Below are 17,758 nucleotides of genomic sequence, written 5' to 3' on the forward strand. Positions count from 1 at the left end.
ACCTCACCTCTCCGGCGGTTCGTCGGTCAGGTGGCCGCGGCGGGCGTCGCGGTCGAAGATGCCGAGGATGTCGCACGGTCCGCCCTCCGCGCCGAGCGCGTGCGGCATCATCGTCGGGAACTCGGCCGACTGGTTCGTCTCCACCCGGAACCGCCGGTTGCCGAGCATCAGGATCGCGGTCCCGGACAGTACGACGAGCCACTCCCGGCCAGGGTGGGCCCGCATCCGGGCCGGGTTGTCCGGCGGCGGATCGGTCAGGCGCCGCCGCATCACGGTCATCCCGGGATCGGATCTGACCGGCCAGCGCATCACCCCGTGGGCGCCGTCGAGCATGGGGTTGGAGATCACGTCGTCCGACGCCGTCTCGACGAGCTGGTCCAGTGACGTGTCGAGGGCCCTGGCGAGCGTGACGAGCTGGTCGAGAGCGAGCCGGCGCTGACCGTTCTCGATCCGGCTCAGCGAGGACGCACTCAGCCGCGCCCGGGTGGCCAGCTCGTCCAGCGACCAGCCCTGCGCGACCCGGAGTGCGCGGATGCGCTTGCGCACCAGGCTGTCCATCTCACCATCATCTTGCGGCATAGGCACGATCCTATGCCTGCGCCGCAACAGCCGCCTACGGTCGAGATGTCCCGCCGCCAGGCAGGCGTTCGTTGAGGGGTGGCAGACGTCGATGTGGGCGGGCGTGATTCTGATGGGTCTGGTGGCCGTGTTCGTGGTGGCTCGCGGCCCGCGAAAAGGCTCGGTTTCTGTCGGTGCCGACCGATAGTCTTCTCTCTCGGTACTGGGGATGTAGGGGGAGAACATTGAGCACTGTGGATCCTATTGCGGCGCGCCGGGCGAAGCGGCTGCAGCGAGCGGGGCGACCGGGCTTCCTGGTCGGCGGGATCATCGCCGGGGTCGTCCAGGTCGCTGCGGCGCTCTGTCTCGGTCTCGGTATCGCCGCCATGGTCGGCGACCTCCGGATCGGCGTCATCAACAGTATTTTCGTGGACTCCGACCCGGGCGCTGAGGGGCTGCTGGGGCTCGCGTCGATCCCGGTCTTCTTCATGGGTGGCTTGATCGGTGTGCTCGCGGCAGCCGGCACCGGCCACTACCTGATGCAGGTCTACAGCGGCGGCGAGAAGCAACCGGCCCGATACAGTGTGGTAGCTCTCTGGGCCGCTGCGGCCGGCCTCTTCCTGGGCGGTCTCACCTGGAGTGCCCCGCTGACCGTCGGCACGAGGACCGACCCGGTCTTCCAGCACGACAAGCCCTGGGGTGCTGGCTCCTGGTTGATGTACCGGGCCGACATCTGGCTCCCGGCGATCGGGATCGTCATCGCGGTAGCCGGCACCTTGTACGCCATCAAGTACAACCGTCGTCTGCGTCTGCAGCTCGCGACCAGGAAGCGGCTGCTGACCGAGGGGCGCAAGGTCACCGGGGAGATCACGAACGTGGCGGTCCGGACCTCGCAGAACGATCAAGGCAATCGGTCGGTCGTCGGCGCCGAGGTGATCGTCAAGTTCACCGACCTGCAGGGCACCGACCGCTGGGTCACCCGCCAGGCGCAGGGCCGGTCGGCGATCCCGACCGTGGAGACGGCCGTGGTTCTGTTCGACCCGCTGCATCCCGAGGTGGACGACTCGATCTTCGTCACCTTCGTGTCCGACCCGCTGCCCGGCGACTGGATCGGGACGATCGTCTAGAGCGTGTCTCTAACGCTCACCACGTCTCACCCCATCACCGAGCCGACAGCCGGGGGCTTGAACAGGAACTGGTGGGCGTGGACAGGTCATAACTTGTTCAAGCCCACCCTGCGGTGTCGACGCCCCCGACGGCTGGCGACGGTGTACGACCCCTCCCGCCGGCGGTCGGCGGGAGGGGTCGCTGGTGGCTGGGGGATCAGCCGAGGGTGAGGGTCACGCCGTAGTACTGGGCCGCGTCGACGACCGGCTGGTAGAAGGAGTACGAGCCGGTGGCGTTGCCGCCCTGGTTGAAGCCGCAGTCGTGGCCGTCGCTCGGGCCGCCGGACGTCATGCCCTGCGCGACGGTGCCGGAGATGTAGGCGCCACCCGAGTCGCCGCCCTCGGTGCAGACGGTCGAGCGAGCCAGACCGCTGGTGCGGGTGACGCTGCCGCCGGCGCCGCCGTAGTTGACGGTCAGGTTGTACTGCGTGATCGTGCCGCAGGTCCAGCCGGTGGTGTTGCCGGCCTTGCAGATCGTCGAGCCGACCGGAGCCTTCGACGAGCCGGTGACGCGCGTGGTCTGGCCGTTGCGGTTGTCGATGTAGCCGCGGCCGACGTTGCTGGAGTCGATGTCCATCAACCCCATGTCGACGCTCGGCGAACCGGTGCGGAAGCGGCTGGCCACCCCGGCACCGAGCCGGACACCGGACCGGTTCTGCACCATCGGGTTGCCTTCGACGCAGTGGCCCGCGCTGAGCATCACGTTGTCGCCGCCGTTGCGGGTACCGGAGAAGCCGAGCGAGCAGTTCGTGCCCGGCACCAGGTCCATGATCTGACCGCCGATCACGTCGGCCGTCATCGCCAGCGTGGTGTCGTTCGTGCTCACCTCGACACCCGGGACCGCCTTCAACTGCTTGACCAGGGCAACAGTGTTCGCGGACTGCTTACCCGGCTGCAGCACCACCTGCAGCTTGTCGGTCGGCAGATCGGCGCCGATCGACTGCACCTGCAGCGAGCCGGACTTGTCGGCCAGCGCCTGCACCTGACGCTGCAGCTTCGCGAGCGCCTTCTCACCACGCGCCACGGTCCGCGGCGACAGACCGTGCTCACGAGCAACCTGAGCAGCCTTGGCGGAATGCACATTCACCACGAGCTGCTGGTCAGAGTTGAAGAAGCCACCGTCGAGCTCTGACTTGGCAGTCTCGAACGCAGCAGCCTTGGCGTGCTCACCATCGAGCCGCACCTTCGCCTCGGCCGGGCTGACACCCCAGCTCCAGCCGAGTACGTCGTACACACCGTCAACAGGGGAGGGAGCAGGAACTGGGGCACTCGTCGCGGTCTGCATCGGCGCCAGAGCGGCAGCAGCGAGTCCAAGAGCGAGCACAGCACCAACGAGAGACTTCCGGGGGCGGGGCGGGAAGCGCATAGTTCACATCCGATTCCTCTGGGGGTGGCCTGCCTCAAGGCCACCGATTTTGGGAATCGTTGTCGGTAACAGAACGTCCTTACAAGTCCGAACCCAGTCCCGCAGGGTCGCACAAGGGCAAACCTTCGGTTCACGCTCCGTCAACCACCTCTCGACCGAGGGTGAACATCTGTTGAACAACGCAGCCGAAGGATTCCCGCACGGTCTGACCTTTCCGGACTAGTACGCTCCGCAGGTGATGATGATCGCTGAAGACGAGGACTACCTGTGGTGAAGAACGTCGTCCGGCCCCTCCTGGTGCTGGCCGCGAGTGCAGTGCTGCTCGCCGGCTGTGGCGACAAGGAGGCCAATACCGCCGCGCCCGCCGCGTCATCGTCCGGCGGGCCGTCGATAGCCGACTCGTTGGCTCCGGACTCAGCGCCGACGCCTACGACGTCGAGCCCACCGTCCTCGGAGAAGATCGATGCCTGCACGCTGATCAAGGGCGCCGACTACGCCAAGTACGGGAAGTTCCTACCGGTGAGCAGATCCACGACCGGCAGCGCTCGCTCCTGCAACTACGTCCGTAACGCCAGCAACGGCAACGGGCCCATGCTCGACATCTTGTCGTTCGGCGTCGGCGTCCGGGACAAGCAGGGCATCGACACCATGAACGACAACGGCGGCGGCCTGAAGCCAGGCACAGTGAACGGCCGCCGAAGCGTCGAGGCCGCGACCCCGGGCTACTCCTGCGCCATCGGCCTCGAGCTCGGCCCGACCTCCCGCGTCGACGTCGTCGTCATCAGCCCCGGCCCAGGCACAGCCTGCAAGCTCGCGCAGCAATCCGCGCAACTGGTCGAACCCAGAATCCCCAAGTAGCCGCCCGACCTACGCCTCCGCAATCAGCTGGATGCCCTGAAAGGTGTTCGGTCATGCGGTGTGCCAGGTTTGCCAGAGGCGGCCGTACACACCATCGGCGGTGACTAGTTGTTGGTGGGTGCCTAGTTCTACTAGTCGGCCGGCTTCCATGACGGCTATGCGGTCGGCGTCGTGGGCTGTTTGGAGACGGTGGGCGATGGCGATGACGGTGCGGCCTCTGAGCACGGCGGCCAGGGACTGTTCGGTTTGGCGGGCTGTTTTGGGGTCCAGGAGTGCAGTGGCCTCGTCGAGGATCAGGGTGTGCGGGTCGGCGAGGACTACTCGGGCCAGGGAGAGTTGCTGAGCGTTGGCGTCGGCCAGGTCGGTGTCTACGCCGAGGACGGTGTCGAGTCCGTCCGGTAGGTCGTCCAGCCAGGTCACTCCGACAGCCGACAGAGCAGCGTGCAGGTCAGCGTCGGTGGCGTCCGGTTTGGCGATGAGCAGGTTGTCGCGGAGGGTGTCGTGGAAGACGTGGTGGTCCTGAGTGATCAGTACGACGTGTTCGCGGAGCTGATCAGCCGGCAGCTCGGCCACCGGCGTACCGCCGATCGTGACCGAGCCAGTGTGCGGACGGTCCAGCCCGGCCAGTAGCCGGGCGAGCGTGGACTTCCCGGCCCCCGACGTACCGACGATCGCCAGCCGCTCACCCGGCTGCACCAGCAGATCGACTCCGCGCAGTACGTCGCGTGCGCCGGTGTAGCTGAAGTGTGCGTTCTCGACGCGGATGCGATCGCCATCCGCGTTCTGCACCAGGCGCGCGTGCGCCTCCGCCGTGGGGACGTCCGCCAGGCCCTCGACCCGGGCGTACGACGCTCCAGCGCCCTGCAGCTGCTCGATCCACAGCATCAACGTGTCGAGCGGGCCGACGAGCTGGCGGAGGTAGACGGTCGCGGTGACCACGACTCCGAGGCTGACCAGCTCATTGGCATACAGCAGGCCGCCGATCAGCAGCACCCCAACCACCGGCAGCGCCAGCGCGATCTCCGCCCACGGGAACAGGACCGAGCGCAACCACAGCGCCCCGAGCCGCGCCGTACGGGACTCTGCAATGCCGGCTTCGCCCACCTCGGTACGGCGATCCTCCAGCCCGAGCAGCTCGATCGTCCGAGCGCCCTTGGCGTTGCTGGCGATGACTCCGGCCAGCTCAGCGCCCGTTGCGGCGACTGCCAAGTACACCGGTCGCGCGCGCCGCACGTACCAACGCACCGCCCCGCCGACACCGAGCAAGCACACCAGCCCGCACACGCCGAGCCGCAGATCCAGAACCAGTACGGCGACGATCAGGAACAGCGCGTGCACAACCGCCACCAGTACCTCAGGCAACGCGGACCGCAAAGTGAGCGCGACCAGCGACGCGTCAGTGCTGCCGCGAGCGATCAGATCACCCGCCGGCAGATGATCGGCGACCCGCGGCGGCAGCGCCAGGGTCCGCTGCAGGAACCGCTCTCGCACCCGCGCCGCCGTACGTTCCCCGAACCGGTAACCGATCTTGAGCGCCCACCACGCCAGCACAGTCTGTACGACGGTGAACAGCAGCGCGCCGAACGCCAGCTTGTCCACCGCGCTCAGCACGTTCCCCGAACCGGTCTGAATCGTGTCGATGATCCGGCCGAGCAACCACGGCCCGACCAGACCCGCCGCAGCCGCAAGACCGTTGACCACGACGACCCCAGCAACCGCCCACCGGTCCGCGCCGAGATCCCGGATCGCCGCGGCGCGGACAGCAGCCGGGTTGGCGATCGGCAGTTGGCTGCTCATCGACCCTCCTGAGCGCGCGACACCAGTTCGCGATAGTCGGGATCGCTGTGCAGAAGATCGGTGTGCGTTCCGACGGCCGACACCTTCCCGTTGACCAGGACGATGACCTCGTCAGCACGATCCAGCACGAGCGGCGAAGACGTCGTGATCACCGTCGTCGTATCGCGCCGGGCCGCGCGGATCCGGTCGATCATCGCCGCCTCGGTATTCGCATCCACCGCCGAGGTCGGGTCGACCGCGAGCAGAACATCAGGAGCGGCGTACAGGGCACGAGCGAGCCGAATGCGCTGCCGCTGCCCACCGGACAGATCACTCCCGCCCGCGGCGATCGCTCCGTCCAAACCACCGGGCAACGCCTCCACGACATCCTCGGCCACCGCGGCACGAAGAGCTGCGTGGATCCGGTCGTCGTCAGCCTCCATGCGCCCGGCAACCACCTCACGCATCGTCCCCGCGAAAAGTTCGGCATCGTTGTCCGCGACAACCAACCGCTGCCTGAGCTCGGCGCGCGCGACCTCGTTCACACTCGTCCCAGCCCATGTCACGCCGGGATCGTGGGTGAGCTGCCCGAGCCGCTCGACCACCGTGAGCGCCTCCGCCGGCCGCGCGGTCACCAGCGCGGTCAACAGACCGGGCCGAATGATCACCCCCGACTCGAGATCGACCAACGGACCGCTGCCGCGGGGGAGTGGGGCGTCGCCTTCATCGGGAGTGACCGGCAGGTTGAGCAGGTCGATGATCCGCTGGCCGGCCACCCGCGCCCGGGCGATGTCGCCACCGCCTTCGATGAAGTTCGACACGGGAACCACCAGTACGGCGACGTACCCGTAGACGGCGACGACATCGCCGATCGTGATCGTCCCGACCGCGGCCATCCGTGCTGCCAACCACACGACCGCGGCCAGGAAGAGCGCCGGCAATCCCGTCGCGAGCGCGCCGACCCAGCTGGCCGGCCCCGCGACCCGGTAGCCGCGTCGCACCAGTCGCTGCGACTGTTCGCCGTACCGGTCGGCCATGAACGCCTTCCCGCCGAGACCGTTGAGCACCCGAAGCCCAGCCAGTACGTCGACCAACCGGGTCGTCAACCGTCCCTGGTGCACCCGGTACTCGCCGCCGGTGCGCTCGATGCGATGCAGGAACGGGCCGACCGCAACCACCAGGACCGGTACGCCGGCGAGGACTACCGCGGCTAGCAGCGGTGAGATCGCGAACAGGATGACCGCGACAACGGCGTACGCGACGACTGCGCCAACGCCCGGCCCGGTGACGGTCAGGGCCATGGCAACCGTGTGTACGTCGGCGATCCCAACGGTCACGATCTCGCCGGCACTCACCCGCCGCGACAAGGACGCGCCGAGCCGGGAGGTGTGCCAGACCGTGGCCCGGATCGCGCGGAACGACGCGTCCATCCGGATCTTCGTCATCGTGCGATGCCGGGCGATCGCCAGCAACGCGATCACCACACTCGTCGCCAGCAGAACCAACGCCCACTTGACCAGCGCACCCGTATCGCGCCCGACCAGCCCTTCATCAACCGCCCGCGACAGCACCCACGGCGGCACCGCCAGGCCGACCATCCACGTGATGCCGAGCGACGCCCCCAACGCAACCCGCTTGGCCTGCGACCGCGTCAACCAGAACAGCAGCCGAAACGGCCCGGCCGTATCGCGCGCACGCGGGGGACTCCACGACTCGCTCGTCCTATCCAGCCACTCGCGAACCGACGCCATACCCCAGATCCTCCCAGCACCCCCAGACCACGAGATCGGCCGCCCTTCAGTCTCGTATCCCATGACGGAGGCAGCGCAGATTCGCGACGCGGTACCCGGGGACAGCGACGCGCTGGCGGAACTGCATGCCCGCTCACGGTCCGTGTATCACCGGGCCGGCGGCCACGAGGTGCCACCTGACTTCGGTCAGCCTCGCCGGACTGGAAGCACCGCGCGGCGCTGACCTGCGACGATGCCTGTCCGAGCGGGCGAGTTCAGGCACTGACGAGATCGGATAGCGCTGTTGTGCCGGCAGACGTAAGTCCGGTCCCGGGGAAACGGCGAGCAGCCGCGCGGGGTGTCGTAACGCCCGAACGATCGGAGGGCGTGCTTGGTTTGGGGAAGGTAGTGAACCGGAATCGGTGGGTTGTGCTCCCCAAAGCGGTTTAGGGAGTGTCCGGGTCGGACCCGATCGCTGTCCCTAAACCGGTTCGGGGAGTCGTGCCCCCCTGAACCGGACGGCTTTGCTCCCCAGCACCCGCGACCGTGCCGAGCTACCTCGGCTACATCCACCTGCCGGGACACCTGTCCTATCGCACCACTGGGAAGACGAGGTGAGTGACGCAGTCGCCCGGGATGCAGACTGTTGGGTTGCCGAGCAGGACGTCGCCAGCGGAGAGCTCGCCGAAGAAGGGGCGGTTGCCCGCGCCCATCACGACCGGGACGAGGTCGACCGCCACCTCGTCGAGTAGGCCCAGCTCCAGGCACTGCTTGGCGATCATGCCGCCGGTAACTGTGACGACGCGATCACCGGCGAGCTTCTGCGCCTCAGCGACGGCGGCCTCAACACCCTCGGTCACGAACGTGAACGGCGCATCGGGGTGCGCCTCGACCCAGTCGGTAGGAACCTCGTGCGTCACGACGACAACGGGAACGTCCAACGTATGCCGTCCCTGCCACCCGTGCGCCACCTCGAACAGCGTCCGGCCGCAAACCAGTGCGCCGAGTGAAGACACCCACCTCTGCATATGCTCCGAGCTCGACGGACTCAGGTGCAGAGTGAGGTCCCCAGCGGGAGTCGGGAACTCGACCGCACCGTTCTGCAGCCAGTCGAACAACCGCCCGATGCTGTTGTCCTGCTTGGCGACGTACCCGTCCAGAGACATGTTCGCCTGCGCAACTACCTTGCCCATGGTTCTCGCTCCGCTGCCTTGTGCCGTTGATGCCTCAACCCTCGGCGCCGACGCGGATCCACGTCGTCACCAGAACTGGTGACTTCATCAAGGACGGCTGAGGTCAGGCCAGCCAGGAGGCGTAGAAGATTCCGAGGCCGACTGCGACGCAGATGCCGCCGATGATCCAGAAGCGGATCACCACGGTGACCTCTTCCCAGCCCAGGTGCTCGAAGTGGTGGTGGATGGGAGTGATCCGGAAGATGCGGCGGCCCGTGCCAGCCAGTCGCCTGGTCAGTTTGAAGTAGGTCATCTGCAGCAGGACGGACAGCGTCTCGAGGACGAAGAGTCCGCCGATGATCGCCATCAGGAGCTCGGTACGCGACATGATCGCCAGCCCGGCCAACGCGCCACCGATGGCGAGCGAGCCGACGTCGCCCATGATGATCCGGGCCGGCTTGGCGTTCCACCACAGGAAGCCGACACACGCCGCGGCGATGGCGGAGGAGAACACCGCGAGATCGAGCGGATCGCGCACCTGGTAGCACTGCGACACCACCACGCTCGACCGCGCGGAGCCACACAACTGGTTGTTCTGCCAGACGTTCACGATCGTGTAGGCGCCGAAGATCAACACCGACGAGCCGGCGAGCAGCCCGTCGGCTCCATCGGTGAGGTTGGCGCCGTTGGAGGCCGCGGCGACGATGAACCAGATCAGTAGCAGCACGACGACCAAGGGAAGCTTGATGCCCCAGTCGTGGGTGAAGGAGATGTACGACGACCCCGGCCGGACGCCGCGCTCGTCGGCGAAGAAGCTCGTGGCCAGGATGCCGAAGGCGAGCGCGGCCAGCGTCTGCCCGGCCATCTTGGCCCGGCTGCTCAGACCCTGGTTGTTCTGCGTGTAGACCTTGATGAAGTCGTCGAGGAACCCGACGACCCCGCAGCCGAAGAACAGCAACATCAGCAACCAAGCGCTCGCACTGGGCCGTCCGCCGGTCAGATAGGTCGCTGCCAGATAGGCCGCAGCGGCGCTCAGCAGGATCATGACCCCGCCCATGGTCGGCGTACCGCGCTTGACCAGATGGGTGGTCGGCCCGTCGACCCTGATCGGCTGCCCGAAGCCGTGCCGGGTGAACCAGCCGATCGCGAATCGGGTTCCCACCAATGAAAAAACTGTAGCGAGTACTCCGCTCAGGAGTAGTGCCCGCATGAAGGTTCAGCCCCTCTCGGCCATCCGGCCGCCCATTCTGGGTCAAGATGATCGTCACGTCGACCAGGCCGCACCGGCATCGGCAGACCTGATAGTGGCTGACTCACTTATAGGCCGTCACCTGAGCAGCGCTTCAAGCTCCGGAAGTCGGCCGAACAAATCAGGCAGACCGCGCAATCCGTTGCGCACCGTCTCGTGCGACAAAGCGAGGTCAGGACCGGTACTCGCCTCGACACCCGCCAGACAACGCAGGACGTTCGACCGCGTGTGCCCCAGCCAGCCGCCGACCATGTAGACGAACCAACCCGCACCCGCCGGCGGCAACGTTCCGCCGGCCGCGACGTACCCGTCTAGAAGTGCACGGAAGATCGTCGGCTCGATGTGGTCGAAGCCAGGTCCCTTCGCGAGACTCAACGCGGTCGAGCCGAGCTCACCGGACAAGTCGACCAGCCCGGACAGCTCCCAGTCGAGCACGACCGGTCGGCCGTCTCTGGCCAGCAGGTTCCACGGCTGGATGTCGCGGTGCGTCAGTACGACGGGGCCCGGCCGCTCGCAGGTGTCGACGTACTCGGCGATCGCAAGCAACGTCGCCACGTGGCTGGCGAGCTCGTCCGCCCACGGCTGACCGGTCGCCGCCGCCTGCGCCGCCAGCTCGGGCCAGTCCCGCGCCGCCGGGTCCTCGGTCGACGGACCGGACCACTCGACGTCGAGGGCGTGGAGGCGGGCGAGGATGTCTCCGACTTCGAACGCGTACGCCGGCGGCACCGGCTCTTCGGGTACCTTCTCGCCCTCGACCCACCGATGCACCAGCATGCCGTCGCCCGCCGAGATCGGCTCCGGCATCGGAATCCCCGCACTGAAGGCCGCTCGCTCGAACCTCAGTACGTCGTCGACGGGGTAGGTCCGGCGACGGTCGACGAGGTTCAGCTCCTTCACCGCGAACGACCCCTGATCGGTGTCGAGCCGCCACATCCGATTGGCGAACCCGCCATGGACGCGAACCATCGGCCCGACAGGCACGCCAAGATGCGAAAGATCCACGCCCCGCAATCTATGCCCCGAGGGGACGACTATCGTCTGTCCCGTGACGATCTCAGACGACGCACAGACCCCGGACGAGCTGGCGGAGTCAAGCCGGCCGTGGCTGGACCTCGCCCCGGACTACGAGCGCGCCCGAACCAAGGAAGACTCGCTGGACCGGCTCGTCGAGTGGCCCGCGCAGCGAGGCGTGCTGGGCGATGTCACTGGCCGGTCGGTGCTCGATCTCGGCTGCGGCAACGGCGGCAAGGTCGCCGAGCTGGTGCAAGAGGGTGCGGCAGCGTCCGTGGGTGTCGACATCAGTGGCAACTTCCTCAGTACGCCGCCGCCCGGCGTGGAGCTCATCCGCGGCGATCTGTCCGACCTGGATGCGGTGCCTGGGCTCGCGGGTCGCACCTTCGACCGGATCCTGTTCCTGCAGTCTTTCGGGTACGCCCAGGATCCGGTCCGCACCCTCAAAGCAGCGCGCGCGATGCTGGCCGACGACGGGTTCATCCTGCTGACCAGGACGAACCCGATCCGGTTCGCTGTCGAGCGGTCCGAACAGAACGGGACGTCGCTGGGGGAGGAGTACTTCTCCACCGCCGAGTTCTCCTACGCCCACAGTTGGAACGAGAACATCACCCTCACCAAACGCGCCTACACGATGTCCGACCTGCTCAACGACTTCAGTGCCGCGGGGCTGTGGATCGAGTCCGCGCTGGAGCCGCAACTACCTGAGGATGCCCGACGCCGCTACCCGCACAAGCAGGAGTGGATGAACAAGCACCTCGGCATCTTCATCTTCAAGCTCCGCCCCCGTTAGGTAAACGCACAGCCCCTACGGGTGGGCGGCCCAGAACGACTCGAGCTCGTCGTTCAGCGGCTTGCCGGCCTGCATGGGCAGCGAGTGCGTCGTCTTCGGCCACACTTTGACCCGCACGTCCGGGATCAGCTTCGCCTTGTCGGCCGCGCCGCCGCCCGCCAGCGACTTGTCGGGGGCCAAGGCCACGTAGACCGGCATCGGCAACGCCTTCAGCTGAGCGTCGGTCAACGGCGTCGGCATCGGCAGGCTTCCCGACGAGTAGTGCTCGGCACCCGCCGTGATCATCCGGGCCACCGGGTCGTTCGGATCGACTTCGTCGTCCTCGACCCCGCCGATCTTGTTCAGCGCGTGGTCACGCCACGACTTCGGGATCCCCGGAAGGGAGGCGAGCGCGGTCCAGCCGAAGGCCCAGGCCGGGACCCTTCCCAGCGTCATGATCGGCTCCAGTACGGTGAGGCTGGCGAGATGTTCGGGATACCGCACGGCCACGGCTGTCGCGAGCCCGCCGCCTTGCGAGTGCCCGACCAGGTGCACCTTGTCGAGCTTCAGCGCGGTCAGCGTCTCGTCGACCCAGCGCGTGTTGTCGTCCATGTCGCGCAAGGGGAGCGTCTGCTGCGACAGCCCACTGTCGCCGATCGCGTCGAACGCGTACACCGTGCGATGCGCGGCGAAGTCGGGCAGGTTGACGCTCCACATCGGCACTCCGCTGGCCCGACCGGGCAGCAGCACGACCGGGACGTCGTCGACCGCGTTCTCGTTGCCCCAGACGTAGGTGCGCACCGTCCCGAAGGTCGTCGTGACGTCGCGCGTAGCCGTGGGCGCCGGCATCGTCTTCATCGCCGCGTCGTAGGCCGAGACATAGGCCGCACGCCCCTCAGGAGTGCGGAAGTACCCGAGCGCGGGTCCGCTCATGAACAACATCGCCACCAATCCGCTCGTGGACAGCACCGCGACGACGACCAGAAGAACGATGGGCCAACGACGCCGCTTCTTACTCTTCTTCTTTGTTTCGGCCGGCGCGTCCTTCGTCTCGGCCCGCGAAGTGTCCGTAGTCATGTCTGTCATCCCGTCCAAGACATCTTTGCAATACGTTTATACTGTATCAGGTTGCAGTATGACCATACCGGATAGGCTCACACCATGCCCAAGATCGTCGATCACGAGCTGCGCCGTACCGAGATCGTCCGCGCGCTGTGGCAGGTGATCGCCCTGCACGGCATCGAAGGGGTCAGCCTGCGCGTGGTCGCGCAGGCCGCGGGCGTGTCGATCGGCCGGATCCAGCACTACTTCGACAGCCGGGAGGCGCTCGTGCTGGCCGGTCTCGACCGGCTTGTCGCGCAGGCCGTCGCCGCGTACGACAACACGGTCGACGCCCCCGCGCGCGACCGGCTGCTGCACGTGCTGATCCAGCAGGTGCCGCGCACCGAAGCGGGGCGGATCGGGGTGGCGGTCTGGTACGCGTACCTCGCCTCCGCGATCACCGACGCCCGGAGCCGCGAGGTCCTCGCCGAGGCGCTCCGCGTCGGCGAGGCCGAGTGCGCCGCGCACGTACGGGCGATGCGCGACATCAGCGAAGCGGACGCCCTCGTCGCCGCGCGACGCTTGCTAGCCCTATCCGACGGCCTCACCCTCCGGGTGCTGGTAGGCGGCCTCGACGCCGACCACGCGATCGCCGTCCTACACGCCGAAGTAGACGCCATCCAATAGCAACGGAAGCATCCCCCTCTTCAAGCGCCTCCCCCCGCTAGGTGGATGCGAGCACCTCGCTGACGGCGCGGCGCGGGTAGTTTGCCATCTCTGGGTTGGTGTCCTTGTGGTGCGACCACACGATCAGGGCCTGGGACAGCACGCGGCCGCGGCCGCGGAGCCATGTCGCGTCGTCCACGCGCAGCGCCGTACGGAACTCGTCGCGGGCCTTCGCGGGCAGTAAGTACCACGCCGGAAACAGGTCGCACGCTGGATCGCCTACGCCGCAGGTCTCGAAGTCGAGCACCGCAGTGAGCCGGCCCTCCGCCGACACGAGCAGGTTGTTCGGCGTCAGGTCCGAGTGCACCCACACCTCGCGCCCGTCGTACGGCGCCGCGAGCGACTCCTCCCACGACGCCAGCGCCGCGTGAGTGTCGATCAGGCCGACCAGATCGCCGATCGCCTTCCGCGTCGCGGAGTCCATCGAGATCATCGAAGCGCGTGTACGGCGCTCGCCCGGGTACGCCGGCGGCCGGTCCGGAAGGTCGATCCGCCGGAACTCGTCGACGAACGCGGCGAGGTCCATCGCCAGTCCGCGTGGATCAACGAGCTCGCCGGGGGAGGGCGTCGTACCGGTGAGCCAGCGGTGAACGGACCACTCGCCCGGATACGCGTCGGTGGGTGCGCCGATCGCCTCGACGGCAGGGATGGCCATCGACAGATACGGCGCGAGTGCCGCGAGCTTCGCCTGCTCCCGTTGCACCATGTCGGTGATCGCGGGCCGGAGCGGCAGGCGTACGGACAGGTCGGAACCGAGGCGGTAGATCGCGTTCACCAAGCCGCCGGAGTCAATCGGCTCCAGCGGCTTGGCTGCCCACTGCGGGAACTGAACCGCCACCAGCTCGCGAACGAGCGGTGTGTCGATCTCGACCTGGTCAGCGTAGATCTTGCGGGAACTCACCAGCCCCATCCGAAGGGTCGGCCCCGCCCGCTGTCAACCCGGTTTCGGGCTAGGACGCGTCGGTCGCGGGCCCGGCGAACAGGACGAGGTTGCCGTCCGGATCCCGGACGATGAAGGTCCGCGCACCCCATGGTTCCTTGCGCAGCGTCTGGTGAAACTCCACGCCTGCTGCTTCGTACTCAAGGTAGAGCTGACGCGTCTCGGCGCTGCTGCCGAGGTTGATCGAGGCCGACAGCAGATGGTCACGTTCACGGATGTCGCCGACGAAGACCGGCTCGTCGACATGCCTCAGGTTCAGTCCTACCTCGTCGCGTCTGACCTGACCGTAGAACGCCGGCTCCCCATACGTGAAGGCGAGTGCGAAGCCGAGCTTCGCGACATAGAACTCGCAGGCCACGTCGAGGTCGGCCACGAACAGCTGGGCCTCAACCGCTCCCAGCACAGTGGCCGGGGGAGTAGATGTGTTGTTGACGGTCGTCACGTGCACTCCTGTCCGGAGCGCCGGCCAACTCTCGAATCCGTGCTCGCGCGCGACCAGCTCCTGGGCGTCGCTCAGCTTGAACGACCCCTCGAGCACCTGACGATCGGTCAGATGCTCGAAGCGCGGCAACGTGGCCCTGATCTGAGCGGCCACGGGGTGGTAGCCCGCACGATGCCAGCGCACATACAGCTTCGCCTGCTTGCGGAGATTCTCGAGATTCGACACCGGTGCACCTAATTGTTCTGGATACGGAACATAGGTGGGCATAGCCCTTCGGCGGTCGGCCGATGCTTCCTACTGCATCGCAACCATCATCAACGGTGGACCTGGACCATGTCAACGCTGTCCGGTGTCCGGCGCTGTCCGGAGTCCGCGGCCCCGCGCGGGCGGGCCGAGCGTGAATCTGTCCGGATCCGCTCACCCGCACCCACCGATCGCGAAACGCTTCTCCTGTCCGAAAGACTCGCAACTTATTGGGGGAAGTACATGATGAGGAAGATCTCCGCCGCACTCCTGATGTTCGCCAGCGTCCTGTCGACAGCGCTGCTCGCCGGTACCGCGCCGGCGAGCGCGGCAGGCGTGAAGACGTACTACGTCACCGTTTACACCGCGAACGTGTCCGGTGCGGGCACCGACGCCAACATCGACCTGACGATTCTGGGCGACACCGGCACGTTCGGGCCCAAGAGGCTCGACGACAAGTTCGACAACTTCGAGGCCGGTCGGACCGACACGTTCGGGCCGTTCAATGCGCAGGACCTCGGGCACATCGGAGGTATCTGGCTCCGCAAGGACGGCAGTGGTTCGGCGTGGCTCCCGGCCTTCGTCGACATCTACAACGCGAGCGACAACGAGCACACGCACTGCGAGGTCAACGGGTGGTACCCCAACGGTCCCGCGAACCGGTACTGGGACTGCGTGAACGCCTGATCACACGGACCGAGGCCCGGGCGGGTTACACCGTCCGGGCCTCGGCCCATGCTTCCTCAATGACCAGGGGCTCGAGCGGAGACTCGCGATAGGTGGCCGCGCGGGCAGCCAGCACCGCCAAGGCGAGCGGCAGGCCTGCACACCTCTCCACGATCCGACCGACCGCTACCGGCTCGGCGTCGACACGTTCGGTCCCGAGCCGCAGGGCCAGGAACGTGCGCGCCTCGTCGGCGCTGAACGGATCCAGCAGGACCGGATGCACGCCATCTCTCGCGATCAGGCCCAGCAGCTGGTCGCGACTCGTCATCAGCACCTGACAGGTCGACGTACCAGGCAGCAACGGCCGCACTTGAGCGGCGTCGCGGACGTTGTCGAGAACGATCAGCATCCGCTTGCCCGCGAGCAGGCTCCGGAACAGCGCCGCTTGATTGTCCAAGCCGTCCGGCACCCGGTCGCCCGGAACGTCCAATGCGCCGAGGAACCCACGGAGGACTTCGGCAGCGCTCAACCCGCGCAGGTTCACATACAACTGTCCGTCCGGGAAGTCGCTGGCGACCCGATGCGCCCACTGCACAGCCAAGGTGGTCTTGCCGACACCCGCCGGCCCGGTCAGCAGCAGGGGAGACCCCGTCCGAGCTGCCTGGTCCAGAGCATCCAGTTCGGACTCGCGGCAGACGAAGTACGGCGCCGCCGACGGCAACTGGCGCGGCACCAGCACCGCAGCGGCCGGCGGGACGGTGAAAGCAGTGCTGTAGACGTGCTCCACCACCGCATGACGTGGCCGCCAATACTGGTCGACGCCTGCGGTCAACGACAGCAGATGAGAGCGATCGTGCAGGGAGGCGTGCTGGTAGCAGGCCTCCACGATGGCCCGCAGTACCTCCCAGTCCAGCGGTCGGCGAACCTGCCCACCGAAGATGGCCGCCAGCTGACTCTTTCCGAGCCGCACCTGCACCGACAACGCCCGCAGACTCGGGCCACCTGCTTGCTCACGCAGCACCCGAAGATCACGGCACAACTGACCCAGCAGATCCCCACCTGCGCTGGCTCCTCTGACAGACATCTCCCCACCCCCAGGGCAGCGAAGCTCCCACAACTAGGTCGCAGCTCTCTTGGAACCCGCTCACAACAGGCTCCAAGACCGAGTCAGCTGATGGGGGAGCGGTAGGTTGCCTGCATGTCCACGATCAGCAACTCAGAGGCGATCGCAGCGTGGTCGGCGATGCCGGTCGACGCGATTGAGTCGTACGACGATCAAGGCGACTTTCCCAAGCGCCACTTGATGAACGGGAACCTGCTCCGGATGCTGGGGACCGTCGATGGTCGCAAAGTCCTCGATGCGGGCAGTGGCGAAGGCTATCTGAGCCGACTGCTGGCCGAAGGCGGCGCTGAGGTGGTTGGTGTGGAGCCGGCTACCGCACTGCTGGCGCGCGCTCAGAAAATCGAGGGGGAGCGGAGCCAAGGGATCAGGTACGTGCAGGCTGACCTCTCGGTGTTGCCGGAGGTTGGTCAGCCGTTCGACGCGGTGGTCTGCAGCATGGTGCTGCTCGCCATACCCGACTGGCAGTCGGCGATGGCAGCGTGCGTCGGCGCCCTGAAGCCGGGCGGCCGGTTCGTGTTCTCGATTACTCATCCGGCGTTCGAGAATCTCTACCCGACATGGCGGGAGCACGGTCATTACCAACTTGATCGGTACCTGGACGAGTACGAGATGCCAGAGGGCCACGCGCCCGACTTCCACCGCCCGCTGTCGGCCTACATCAACGAGGTCGTCGGTCTCGGCTGCCGCCTGACCGAACTGTGCGAACCGAGACTTGATCCACAGGTCGCACGAGACAGCGGAATCGACGCGATCGAGTCGTACGTCGCACTGCCGAACTTCCTGATCGTCAGCGCCGAACGCGACGGCTGAGGTTGTGTCCGGGGGAGAGGTGTCCTTGCGAAAATCATTGGTGCCCGGCTCGCTACGCTGATGGACTGACGTCTCACCGTGAGTCTGCCGCGTGACGGAGGTAGTGGTT

Annotated in this window: 17 protein-coding genes; 6 read left to right on the forward strand and 11 right to left on the reverse strand. The window is 67.1% G+C overall.

Going from position 1 to position 17,758, the window contains the following annotated elements:
* Window positions 1–3: 3 nt before the first annotated feature.
* On the reverse strand, window positions 4–579 hold the full coding sequence (locus OG474_RS39145; protein WP_405058703.1) for a helix-turn-helix domain-containing protein: 576 nt from the start codon (window positions 577–579) through the stop codon (window positions 4–6).
* 233 nt (window positions 580–812) lie between these two features.
* Between OG474_RS39145 and OG474_RS39150 the strand changes: the two genes are divergently transcribed.
* Window positions 813–1,685, forward strand: a complete 873-nt coding sequence (locus OG474_RS39150) for a hypothetical protein (RefSeq protein WP_405058704.1) — start codon at window positions 813–815, stop codon at window positions 1,683–1,685.
* Between the two features lie 196 nt (window positions 1,686–1,881).
* Here OG474_RS39150 and OG474_RS39155 read toward each other — a convergent pair whose 3' ends face one another.
* The gene (locus OG474_RS39155) at window positions 1,882–3,048 is read right to left on the reverse strand and encodes a S1 family peptidase (protein WP_405058705.1); all 1,167 of its coding nucleotides are present in this window, start codon (window positions 3,046–3,048) and stop codon (window positions 1,882–1,884) included.
* A 309-nt stretch (window positions 3,049–3,357) separates the two neighbouring features.
* On the opposite strand from OG474_RS39155, the gene OG474_RS39160 reads away from it, so the two are divergent.
* Window positions 3,358–3,948, forward strand: coding sequence for a DUF3558 family protein (locus OG474_RS39160; RefSeq protein ID WP_405058707.1), 591 nt, complete (start codon window positions 3,358–3,360; stop codon window positions 3,946–3,948).
* Between the two features lie 51 nt (window positions 3,949–3,999).
* Here the strand turns inward: OG474_RS39160 and OG474_RS39165 are convergent, their stop codons facing one another.
* The 5 genes from OG474_RS39165 to OG474_RS39185 form a co-directional block, all read right to left on the reverse strand.
* Window positions 4,000–5,745, reverse strand: a complete 1,746-nt coding sequence (locus tag OG474_RS39165) for an ABC transporter ATP-binding protein (protein WP_405058708.1) — start codon at window positions 5,743–5,745, stop codon at window positions 4,000–4,002.
* Window positions 5,742–7,475: an ABC transporter ATP-binding protein gene (locus tag OG474_RS39170; protein ID WP_405058709.1), complete on the reverse strand. Its 1,734-nt coding sequence runs from the start codon at window positions 7,473–7,475 to the stop codon at window positions 5,742–5,744. Before OG474_RS39170 ends, OG474_RS39165 begins: the two co-directional genes overlap by 4 nt.
* Window positions 7,476–8,044: 569 nt before the next feature.
* Window positions 8,045–8,647, reverse strand: a complete 603-nt coding sequence (locus OG474_RS39175) for a dihydrofolate reductase family protein (RefSeq protein WP_405058710.1) — start codon at window positions 8,645–8,647, stop codon at window positions 8,045–8,047.
* A 103-nt stretch (window positions 8,648–8,750) separates the two neighbouring features.
* Window positions 8,751–9,836 carry a phospho-N-acetylmuramoyl-pentapeptide-transferase gene (mraY, locus tag OG474_RS39180; RefSeq protein WP_405058711.1) on the reverse strand — a complete coding sequence of 362 codons (1,086 nt, stop codon included), beginning with the start codon at window positions 9,834–9,836 and terminating at the stop codon, window positions 8,751–8,753.
* A gap of 117 nt (window positions 9,837–9,953) precedes the next feature.
* Window positions 9,954–10,877: a phosphotransferase family protein gene (locus OG474_RS39185; protein ID WP_405058712.1), complete on the reverse strand. Its 924-nt coding sequence runs from the start codon at window positions 10,875–10,877 to the stop codon at window positions 9,954–9,956.
* Between the two features lie 43 nt (window positions 10,878–10,920).
* Here OG474_RS39185 and OG474_RS39190 point away from each other — a divergent pair, with 43 nt between their 5' ends.
* A complete protein-coding gene (locus tag OG474_RS39190; RefSeq protein ID WP_405058713.1) occupies window positions 10,921–11,679 on the forward strand; it encodes a class I SAM-dependent methyltransferase in 759 nt (252 codons plus the stop codon).
* 15 nt (window positions 11,680–11,694) lie between these two features.
* On the opposite strand, the gene OG474_RS39195 is transcribed toward OG474_RS39190, so the two are convergent.
* Window positions 11,695–12,735, reverse strand: coding sequence for an alpha/beta fold hydrolase (locus OG474_RS39195; RefSeq protein ID WP_405058714.1), 1,041 nt, complete (start codon window positions 12,733–12,735; stop codon window positions 11,695–11,697).
* Window positions 12,736–12,819: 84 nt separating this feature from the next.
* On the opposite strand from OG474_RS39195, the gene OG474_RS39200 reads away from it, so the two are divergent.
* A complete protein-coding gene (locus OG474_RS39200) occupies window positions 12,820–13,386 on the forward strand; it encodes a TetR/AcrR family transcriptional regulator (RefSeq protein ID WP_405058715.1) in 567 nt (188 codons plus the stop codon).
* Between the two features lie 37 nt (window positions 13,387–13,423).
* Here OG474_RS39200 and OG474_RS39205 read toward each other — a convergent pair whose 3' ends face one another.
* Together OG474_RS39205 and OG474_RS39210 are read right to left on the reverse strand one after the other, a co-directional pair.
* Window positions 13,424–14,326 (reverse strand): aminoglycoside phosphotransferase family protein, encoded by a 903-nt coding sequence (locus OG474_RS39205; protein ID WP_405058716.1) that lies wholly within the window; start codon window positions 14,324–14,326, stop codon window positions 13,424–13,426.
* Window positions 14,327–14,375: 49 nt separating this feature from the next.
* Entirely contained in the window at window positions 14,376–15,032 is a 657-nt protein-coding gene (locus tag OG474_RS39210; RefSeq protein WP_405058717.1) for a VOC family protein, read from the reverse strand.
* Between the two features lie 264 nt (window positions 15,033–15,296).
* Here OG474_RS39210 and OG474_RS39215 point away from each other — a divergent pair, with 264 nt between their 5' ends.
* Window positions 15,297–15,737, forward strand: a complete 441-nt coding sequence (locus OG474_RS39215) for a PLAT/LH2 domain-containing protein (RefSeq protein ID WP_405058718.1) — start codon at window positions 15,297–15,299, stop codon at window positions 15,735–15,737.
* A gap of 25 nt (window positions 15,738–15,762) precedes the next feature.
* On the opposite strand, the gene OG474_RS39220 is transcribed toward OG474_RS39215, so the two are convergent.
* A complete protein-coding gene (locus OG474_RS39220; protein ID WP_405058719.1) occupies window positions 15,763–16,800 on the reverse strand; it encodes an NB-ARC domain-containing protein in 1,038 nt (345 codons plus the stop codon).
* A gap of 114 nt (window positions 16,801–16,914) precedes the next feature.
* Between OG474_RS39220 and OG474_RS39225 the strand changes: the two genes are divergently transcribed.
* Entirely contained in the window at window positions 16,915–17,649 is a 735-nt protein-coding gene (locus OG474_RS39225; RefSeq protein ID WP_405058720.1) for a class I SAM-dependent methyltransferase, read from the forward strand.
* The last annotated feature ends 109 nt before the right edge of the window (window positions 17,650–17,758 follow it).

Origin of the sequence: Kribbella sp. NBC_01505 (genome assembly GCF_045040285.1) — a bacterium.
Taxonomy (GTDB): Bacteria; Actinomycetota; Actinomycetes; order Propionibacteriales; family Kribbellaceae; genus Kribbella.

Coding starts and splice junctions, on each gene's coding strand:
- OG474_RS39145 (WP_405058703.1), bottom strand. CDS start 579: ATGCCGCAAGATGATGGTGAGATGGACAGCCTGGTGCGCAAGCGCATC.
- OG474_RS39165 (WP_405058708.1), bottom strand. CDS start 5,745: ATGAGCAGCCAACTGCCGATCGCCAACCCGGCTGCTGTCCGCGCCGCG.
- OG474_RS39170 (WP_405058709.1), bottom strand. CDS start 7,475: ATGGCGTCGGTTCGCGAGTGGCTGGATAGGACGAGCGAGTCGTGGAGT.
- OG474_RS39175 (WP_405058710.1), bottom strand. CDS start 8,647: ATGGGCAAGGTAGTTGCGCAGGCGAACATGTCTCTGGACGGGTACGTC.
- mraY (WP_405058711.1), bottom strand. CDS start 9,836: ATGCGGGCACTACTCCTGAGCGGAGTACTCGCTACAGTTTTTTCATTG.
- OG474_RS39195 (WP_405058714.1), bottom strand. CDS start 12,735: ATGACTACGGACACTTCGCGGGCCGAGACGAAGGACGCGCCGGCCGAA.
- OG474_RS39200 (WP_405058715.1), top strand. CDS start 12,820: ATGCCCAAGATCGTCGATCACGAGCTGCGCCGTACCGAGATCGTCCGC.
- OG474_RS39215 (WP_405058718.1), top strand. CDS start 15,297: ATGAGGAAGATCTCCGCCGCACTCCTGATGTTCGCCAGCGTCCTGTCG.
- OG474_RS39220 (WP_405058719.1), bottom strand. CDS start 16,800: ATGTCTGTCAGAGGAGCCAGCGCAGGTGGGGATCTGCTGGGTCAGTTG.
- OG474_RS39225 (WP_405058720.1), top strand. CDS start 16,915: ATGTCCACGATCAGCAACTCAGAGGCGATCGCAGCGTGGTCGGCGATG.